Source organism: Bifidobacterium sp. M3-N-101 (genome assembly GCF_023656805.1).
GTDB lineage: Bacteria > Actinomycetota > Actinomycetes > Actinomycetales > Bifidobacteriaceae > Bifidobacterium > Bifidobacterium breve.
The window spans coordinates 1-7,989 of sequence record NZ_JAMOKQ010000016.1 but is presented as its reverse complement, the minus strand read 5'-3'; the positions used below and the strand labels follow the sequence as shown (position 1 = coordinate 7,989).

Genomic DNA, 7,989 nt, shown 5'->3' with positions numbered 1-7,989 from the left:
ACCTTTCCCGAATGGAACTAGAAGCACCATCAGGCTAAGGCCCACGGGTGGTCGGCATGCCTTTCCGCCTAAACCCGAAAAACCTTCGTGACTAAAACCTCAACTTCCTATTGAACAAAAACATCGCATGCCCCGTACAGCGTGCTGATGAGCGTCTACCGGAAGGAGGATCCGTCCCACCTCTTGGAAGCCCTTGACAGCATGGTCAGCCAGACCGTTCCGCCGGAGGAGATTGTCTTGGTAGAGGACGGCATGACTGGTCCCCTGTACGCCGCAGTCGACACGTTCCGGAGTGGCCATCCCTGACTGCTGACGGTGGTCTCGTACGAGGAGAACTGCGGGCTCGGCCACGCCCTCGCGTCTGGCCTGCCCGAATGCCGCAATGAGATTGTCGCACGCATGGACTCCGATGACTACGCGTTCCCGACGCGCATGGAGGAACAACTCGGCGTGCTTTTGGGTGGGCATCTTGACATGGTCGGCTCCCAAGTCGCGGAATTCGTCACGGCCCCGGATGAGCCAATCGCCGAATCTTCTTTGCCTTGCGATAGCAAAGATATCGAAGCTTATTCGAAGAAACGCAACCCGTTCAGACATCCGACCATGGTGTTCCGTAAAAGCAGGGCCCTGCAGGCTGGCAACTACAGCGGCGAGTAACTGTATTTCGAGGACTGGGACCTGTTCAACCGCATGCTCGCGGACGGATGCAGGGCGCGCAACATAAACGAGCCGCTGGTCGCCATGCGCGTGAGTCCAGATTTCTATGCCAGACGCGGCGGGCCGAAGTACCTGCCACATATCTGGAGGTTCAAGACCGCGCTGGAATCCTACGAGGCGAACCGGGGTCGCAGGGCAGACCGAGTCGAGCCGGTCCGCCAAAGAGGCTTCGACATCAAGCAGGCCGCCATGGAGCTTTGCGATTTTTATTCCTCACACGGCTCCGTTCCGTCCCAGACCGCAACCGACAACAGAACGCGAGGATTAGCATGATCGAACGAAAGATTTTCTCGAAAATCAAGAGCATCCTGCTCAAAAACGATCTCCTGTACTCGTTGGCATGCCGACACGGCAAGACTGTGCACGTCGACAACGCCAGAAGCACCCTTTCTTAGGCGTCGCCCAAGCCTGAAAGCCAGATGAATGTCACGCAGCGTCAAGATTGGGATACCTCTATTTCAGACTCGATCTCCAACAACTCGACTATAGACGTTTCCGTGATTGTTCCTTGCTATAAAGTCGAACAGTTCGTACGTGATTGCATCAAGTCCATAACTGAACAACGGACTTCGGCAAACTTCGAGATTCTGGCGATTGATGACGGCTCTCCGGATAAGACCGGCATAATCTTGGACGAGCTCGCAAAGACTGATTCTCGCATCAGGGTCATCCATCAAGACAATCGTGGACTTTCTGGCGCCCGGAACACTGGTATCGGCCTCGCGCGAGGCGAAACTCTCATGTTCGTCGACTCGGATGACATTTGGACCCCGATGCTATAGAGGAACTGTATTCCGCGTTCCGAGAGGCGAATTGCGATTTCGTTACAGCCTCATACAGCATGATGAATCAGGACGGAATCAAAGTGCATCCCATTCAAGGCAGGAGAACGCGCGGCGCCCCTGGTCGAGACTGTATTCGAAGAGAGTGTGGCGGAATCTGAGGTTCCCGGAAGACTACTGGTTCGAGGACACCGTCCAGATGTTCTGTATCGACACGCAGTACACAGAGCGATATATCGACAAGCATCTCTATCGCTACTGCGTGAATCACGGCGGGATCACCGCGAACGCGTCCTCCAGCAAAAAGGGATTGGATTCCTATTGGATATGCGAGGAGATGCTCGACTGGTGCCGGAAACTAGGAGTCCCTTTCGATCGGAAGCTCTATAAATCCACGATCGAGCAGCTCGGTCCGCTCACCTGGAAAAGATGCATGGCTCTGACCCGCGACGAGCACGAGGCGTTGTTCACGGTCATGTGCGACCGGCTCGCATCGATAGCGGAGTTCGAGGCCATGCGCACTTCCAGGCGGGACGCATGGCCCGATCTGGAATGCGCCTTGCGTACAAGGAATTACGGACTCTACAAGGCCGCTGTAGCAAGACTGTTATAGCTGTGCACCGTGCCCAACATCTTGGAATTATTCCGTCGCAAGGAAAACAATGAAACCAACCACACAGACCATTCTCATCTCCGTCATCATTCCGGCTTTCAACTGCGAAGCGACGATAGGGCGTTGTCTTCAGAGTCTGATTGACCAAACTCTTTTCAAGAATCTGGAGATACTTGTAATTGATGATGGGTCAACAGACAGAACATGTGAAATCGTCGAATCGTTTGCTATCCAAAATACTGAAATACATCTTGTAAAACAAACAAATAGTGGCCCAGCAGCTGCTCGAAACAGGGGACTTGATCGGGCTCGCGGCGAATTCTTTTCTTTCGTGGACTCAGACGATTACGTCGATATAGATTATTTCGAAAAAATGCTTTCTTATGCAGATGAAACCGTTGCAATAGTTAACGCTGAGGCTAATAGAGTCAGTACTGATGGTAGCGTGGTCCCTTTCCCTCAAAGGGAATTATTCAAGACGTGGCCGTCAACAATACTTACGGTTTTTTCTCTCAATATTCTCATGAGGTTGTTTGGGCGTGTTTGTACCGGACTCCCAAGATGAAAAAACCGATTTGAGACGGATCTGACAATTGGTGAGGATACAGTCTTTTATCATAGGCGCCTCGTTGCCGCTGGCGGATGTAGGTATACCGATTACGCAGGATATAATTACGTGCAGAATCCTGAATCCATTACACAAAAGAAAAGCAACTATTTCAAACGCCTTAAGGATGAGCCTTCCGCTTGGATAAGAGTGTCGGAAATGTTTCCATACGAAAAGCCAAAACAAACGGCCGTCGGCATTGCCTCATGGAAACTATCCAGCGCAGTTTTGCATATTGGTTTCAGTCGCGAACTATCAAATGTAGCGCACCTGGACGCGCAGCTCTTTAAGACAGGAATGAGACTGGCCTTGACGACGAGGAACGGAAAACGTTTATTGCAATCAATTCTTTCGCATTTGGGGGTGGAGCCGCTGTTGCGGATGCCTTGGACCCAGCGCTGCAGGGTCGATCGCGCGATGTCGTGCCCGGCCCCAATCTCCCGGGATGGCTTGCCGCTCCCGTTACGACTGCACGATCTGCCATTTGAACGCCTCGTCGTAGTGACGGGGATGTTTCGGGCCGGCCATCGTCGGCCTCCAATCCCATGTCATTCGTCACTCATCGGACTGTCTAATACATTGTAGCCAATCCAGAACCACTCTAGAAAGGAGCGCCGTCACTGCGTACGGAAGACGCATTGACGGCGTCATGCTCGAACAGGGCATGACGAGCACTTACGCGCGCAAGCGGTTCAAACCGCACAGGATGCGGGTCAACAAGGTCGAACTCGCGAATCTGTTGAACCGCGAGTTCGACAACTACACCCCGCACACGCATTTGGCGAGTGACCTGATGTACGTGAGGGTTGGGGGGGGGTGAATGGTCGTATGTGTGCCTGCTGGTCGGCCTGGCGGACAGGGGCATCACCAACCATTCCGCCGGATGGGCCCGGGACGGGGCCTGGCACCATTGGCACTCGCCACGCCCGACTCCTCCTGACCGACGTTTCAGGTGTTTCACTCGGACCGGAACGGCGAGTTCTGGAACACAAGAATCGACGAACTGCTTCATGTGTTCGGCATCAAGCGGTCACTGTTATGCAAAGGCAACCCGTACGACAACGCCATGGTTGAGTCGACGAACAGGCCGCTGAAGAAGAAGCCACGTACCGGAACCACTATACGTAGAATCTCACTTCTTGAGCATCGGCGCGACCCGCTCCTCGAACGCGGTCAGCGCGGTGTCGATCACCTGGTGCATGTCGTAGTACTTGTACGTGCCCAGACGGCCGCCGAACACCGTGAGCGGCTCGGCCTTCGCGAGCTCCTCGTACCTCGCGTACAGCGCCTTGTCGGCCTCCGTGTTGATCGGATAGTACGGTTCGTCGCCACGCTCCGCGAAACGGCTGTACTCCTCCCACACCACCGTTTTGCCCGGGTTCTGCGAGTCCCTGCGTTCCGGGTTGAAGTTCTTGAACTCGATCGCGCGCGTGTACGGCACGTCCGCGTCGGAGAAGTTCATCACCGGGCATCCGAAATGGTCGCCCTCGTCGTAGCGCACCTCCCTGAAGTCGACCGTGCGCCACTTGAGCTCGCCCAGCGAGTAATCGAAGTAGCGGTCCACCGGTCCCGTGTACACCACCGGCACGCCCGCGGCGGCCAGGGCCTTCCTGTTGAACGGCTGCGACCCGTCGAAGAAGTCGGCCTTCAAAGTCACGTGGATGCGCGGATCGTCGATCATGCGCTCCATCCACGCGGTGTAGCCGTCGGTCGGCAGGCCCTCCCACGTGTCCCTGAAGTAGCGGTTGTCGTAGTTGAAGCGCACCGGCAGGCGGTTGATGATGCCCGCGGGCAGGTCCTTCGGATCGGTCTGCCACTGCTTGCCCGTGTAGTTCTTGATGAACGCCTCGTACAGGGGGCGTCCGATCAGCGAGATGCCCTTGTCGTTGAGGTTCTGAGGATCCTTGCCGGCCAGCTCGCCGGCCTGCCGGGCCACGAGCGCCCTGGCCTCGGCGGGCGTGTAGTGCGCGCGGAAGAACTGGTTGATGGTGCCCAGGTTGATCGGCAGGGGGTAGACCTCGCCGTCGTGCGTGGCGTACACGCGGTGCACGTAATCGGTGAACGAGGTGAACCTGTTCACGTAGTTCCACACGCGCCTGTTGGACGTGTGGAACAGGTGCGCGCCGTACTTGTGGATCTCCGCGCCGGTCTCCTCGTCCATGTAGCTGTACGCGTTGCCGCCAATGTGGTCGCGCACGTCGATGATCTCCACGCGAACCCCGAGCCTCTCCACGGCCAGCTGGGCCACGGTCAGGCCGAACAGGCCCGCGCCCACGACCACCAGATCGGGATACTCCGCTTTAGGCATAATCACTTACCTCCTATACAGCGACCAATAAAATTATTATGGAATTTTTTAGAAGCTTTTCGTGTATTTCTTGCCACCAAATTTCGCTCTCAAAAACCCAATTCCTTTGGACCACCAATCCACCGGTTCTGGACTCATGGTTGTTAATTCCGCGTATGACACTTTATTTGTTTGCAGCCACACATCTAGCAACATTTCACTAATGCGTCCAGGATATCGAGCGTTGAAAGCGTCGTACTGGGCGGAATCAATACGCCGCACCAGTTCTTCAAGTATCGGGAACAGCCATGCACAGTATTCATCGAAGCATCCTGCTCGCATGATGAACATGTTGAACATGTGGGCGGTCTTCGATCGCATTACTTGGTCAAAAGCCGGTAAATAGTCAGGCTGATTGGAAGCTATGATCTTGCGAGTTTCGTCCAGCTGCTCCACGGGCAACGTATGGGCATAATGAGAATAGATGGTTTCAATGAAGTAGTTGCGTTTTCTCGGAACAATTACATCCACACCAGGCTGGCCGTTTGCACCTTCCAATACTGGCAATACGTCAGCAACGGTAGCTATACGATTGAACCTATCACGAGAGAATAACCGCTTGGCAACATTGCGCGTAGCGAAGTGACGCCGGTAATGAACCAGTCCCTTGTATTCGGCGTTACAATTCTTCCACATCCAATACAGTCCCGTAAGCTCAGAATACAAGGCATTCAGAGCAGAGATGTTGTCCCCCGTGTTGTCCGGAGTGAATTGTGCCCCCAAATCGATATCTGGATGCAATGCCTTTCCCACATGCATCGGCATATACATTGAATCCGCAGGCATACGGTATGGCTTATGCGCCGCCACGGCAATACAAATCTTCTTGTTCTTCTCGCTCATGCATGGCTCCGAACGAACGGGGCTCGTACCACTCCCCGATCTTTTTGTGTAAACGTTAGCATTATAACAGCATTATAACGGCATGGTGAGAAGCCCGTTGTCTAATTGAAAGTGCAGCACCCGTTAGATTGGAGATTGTCCGGATAGCCAAACGGAGGGGTGTTGCGCCTTGGGCCAGGTGTATTCGCACCTGTCGGAAGAGGAACGGCAGGTCGTCCGGATTGAGATGGGCAACGGGGCGAGCGTGCGCCGCAGGGCCATGATGCGGGGACGGCATGCGTCCGCGGTCGGCCGGGAGATCAGACGCGACACGTGGTTCCCGTCCAGCGAGAGCGAATCGTGCCGGCCGTGCCGGCCCAGGCGGCTCAGGACGGGTCCGTGGACGGGCCGCTGCCACGTGGCCGGGCCCTTGCGCCGCAGGCCCATGCGCCGCGAGGCGGTTGCGCGTAGACCGCGGCGCCTGGCGTCGGGCCGCCTGCAGGCGTGGGTCGCGGAGCGGTTGCGCCGGGGCCGGTCGCCGCCGCTGATGTGCGGGCGCCTCGCCATGGGGCATCCCGGTGGCCCCGTGATGCGCTGCCGCGCGGCCGCCGGCGCAGGCGCAAGGCCGGCGGCGGGCGTGCGGGCCGCGGTCGCGTCCCGTTGCGCACGTCGATCTGCGAACGCCCATGCGGGCAGGATGACAGGAGCCGTTTCGGCGAGTGGGAGGCCGACGGCGTCATCGGCGCGGGCTGCAGCCTGCACACCGAGGTCGGGCGGCGCACCCGTTTCCCCATGGCCGCGATCGTACCCGACAAGACCGCCGCCGCGAGCGTGGTGGCGCAGGAGGCCATGTTCTCCCGGTTGCCGGCCGCCGCCCGCACCGGAGTGACGCATGACGACGGCACCGAGTTCGCCCGGTACGCCGGGCTGCGCGACGAACCGGGCATGGCCACGTATTTCGCCGACCCGTACAGCTCGTGGCGGCGCGGCGGCAACGAGAACAGGAACGGCATGATCCGCCGCTACCCGCCCAAACGCACGCCCATCGCCCCCTCCATGGCACGCGAACTGCTAGAATCAGCCGAGAACAAGGATGTTGCACTTACAAATAGATAACGGGTATATTTGAACGAGACTATCTTCCGCATCTGGAAGTATGAAGTATAGATACCCGTATCACAATAAACACTCATACCGTATAAGCATACTGACGCGTAATTTGAGGCCGTACCGGGGCTTCCTCAACGCGGTAGTGCTTACGCATGCTGGTCAGGATGGTGCGCAGCGCTTTGTTCGTCTGCTCGGCGGCAGTGCGGAACTTTGCATATTCCTTACCGTGCGGATCCTCAATATCCTCGGGTTCGGGAAGCATGGGCCGAATAATGGACGCGGAGTTGATCACTGACTGCAAGCGTTCCTGAATGGTCAAGCCCTTGACCAGTCCATTGCGCGCGCAGTACTCACACATGTTCGCAAAGTCGCCCAGCAGGAACGTGTATTTCACAGCAGTGGGAGCCAACGTGACAATGTCTTTACGCTGATCCTTTTCAAAGCACAGGATCAGATCAGCGGACTTTGCCATCGGCTGCGTCAGGCGCCGAGAACGGAACCCACTCGGTTCGATTCCTACGCTTTCCATAAGCAGGGCGCTGTTGGGATCAATCTGATGCATGGGCAAACCATGCGTACCCGCGCTGGAAACCTGCACCGTGGTACCGGAAAGATAACGGGTGAGTAGCAGCTCGCCCATGGGAGAACGACAAATATTGCCGGTGCAGACGAACATAACGTGCATGGGCTCAGTCCTTCTTCATACTTACAACGCCACCTTGCGGGCCTGCGTACATGCATACAAACCACTAGCGCACCATTTTAGTCCGATACGTCGGACTGTGACCAATCCGCGTCCGCCCACCATCACTTTATCTTCACAGAACGCTAATGGGAAATTCGTTTTTTTGAGCGATTTTGCTATAGGGGGGGGGGTGTTCCTATGTTTTTGTCAACTCCTTGGTGAGTTGACGTGTCGGGATTCCGGTTGGCTGTCGTGGGCGCGCTTCGCCCTGCCGGTGGCGTCCGGCGTCCTTTCCCGTGTGGCCCG

9 protein-coding genes and 1 pseudogene are annotated in these 7,989 nt (G+C 56.5%); 6 read left to right on the top strand and 4 right to left on the bottom strand.

All coding sequences use genetic code 11. The features are described 5' to 3' along the window. Positions 1-147: 147 nt before the first annotated feature. The 5 genes from NBH12_RS10745 to NBH12_RS10730 all read left to right on the top strand — a co-directional run bounded on the left by NBH12_RS10745 (position 148) and on the right by NBH12_RS10730 (position 2,677). Positions 148-306, top strand: coding sequence for a glycosyltransferase family protein (locus NBH12_RS10745; protein ID WP_250819484.1), 159 nt, complete (start codon positions 148-150; stop codon positions 304-306). Between the two features lie 9 nt (positions 307-315). Then, positions 316-657: a glycosyltransferase gene (locus NBH12_RS10740; protein WP_077149377.1), complete on the top strand. Its 342-nt coding sequence runs from the start codon at positions 316-318 to the stop codon at positions 655-657. 479 nt (positions 658-1,136) lie between these two features. Continuing rightward, positions 1,137-1,499: a glycosyltransferase family 2 protein gene (locus NBH12_RS11075; RefSeq protein ID WP_106641291.1), complete on the top strand. Its 363-nt coding sequence runs from the start codon at positions 1,137-1,139 to the stop codon at positions 1,497-1,499. Between the two features lie 199 nt (positions 1,500-1,698). Then, positions 1,699-2,112: a hypothetical protein gene (locus NBH12_RS10735; RefSeq protein ID WP_250819483.1), complete on the top strand. Its 414-nt coding sequence runs from the start codon at positions 1,699-1,701 to the stop codon at positions 2,110-2,112. 49 nt (positions 2,113-2,161) lie between these two features. After that, positions 2,162-2,677, top strand: coding sequence for a glycosyltransferase family 2 protein (locus tag NBH12_RS10730; protein ID WP_204386057.1), 516 nt, complete (start codon positions 2,162-2,164; stop codon positions 2,675-2,677). Between the two features lie 404 nt (positions 2,678-3,081). Here NBH12_RS10730 and NBH12_RS11205 read toward each other — a convergent pair. From NBH12_RS11205 to NBH12_RS10720, 3 genes and pseudogenes are all read right to left on the bottom strand, one after another. Continuing rightward, positions 3,082-3,247 (bottom strand): annotated as a pseudogene (locus NBH12_RS11205) (transposase); the annotation flags it as partial. A gap of 604 nt (positions 3,248-3,851) precedes the next feature. Continuing rightward, positions 3,852-5,027, bottom strand: coding sequence for a UDP-galactopyranose mutase (gene glf / locus NBH12_RS10725; RefSeq protein ID WP_250819482.1), 1,176 nt, complete (start codon positions 5,025-5,027; stop codon positions 3,852-3,854). 48 nt (positions 5,028-5,075) lie between these two features. Beyond that, positions 5,076-5,909 carry a DUF4422 domain-containing protein gene (locus tag NBH12_RS10720; RefSeq protein ID WP_106641289.1) on the bottom strand — a complete coding sequence of 278 codons (834 nt, stop codon included), beginning with the start codon at positions 5,907-5,909 and terminating at the stop codon, positions 5,076-5,078. A gap of 483 nt (positions 5,910-6,392) precedes the next feature. On the opposite strand from NBH12_RS10720, the gene NBH12_RS10715 reads away from it, so the two are divergent. Beyond that, positions 6,393-7,004, top strand: coding sequence for an IS30 family transposase (locus NBH12_RS10715; RefSeq protein ID WP_134859527.1), 612 nt, complete (start codon positions 6,393-6,395; stop codon positions 7,002-7,004). A 73-nt stretch (positions 7,005-7,077) separates the two neighbouring features. Here NBH12_RS10715 and NBH12_RS10710 read toward each other — a convergent pair whose 3' ends face one another. Next, positions 7,078-7,683 carry an arsenate reductase/protein-tyrosine-phosphatase family protein gene (locus tag NBH12_RS10710; protein WP_250819481.1) on the bottom strand — a complete coding sequence of 202 codons (606 nt, stop codon included), beginning with the start codon at positions 7,681-7,683 and terminating at the stop codon, positions 7,078-7,080. Positions 7,684-7,989 lie beyond the last annotated feature (306 nt).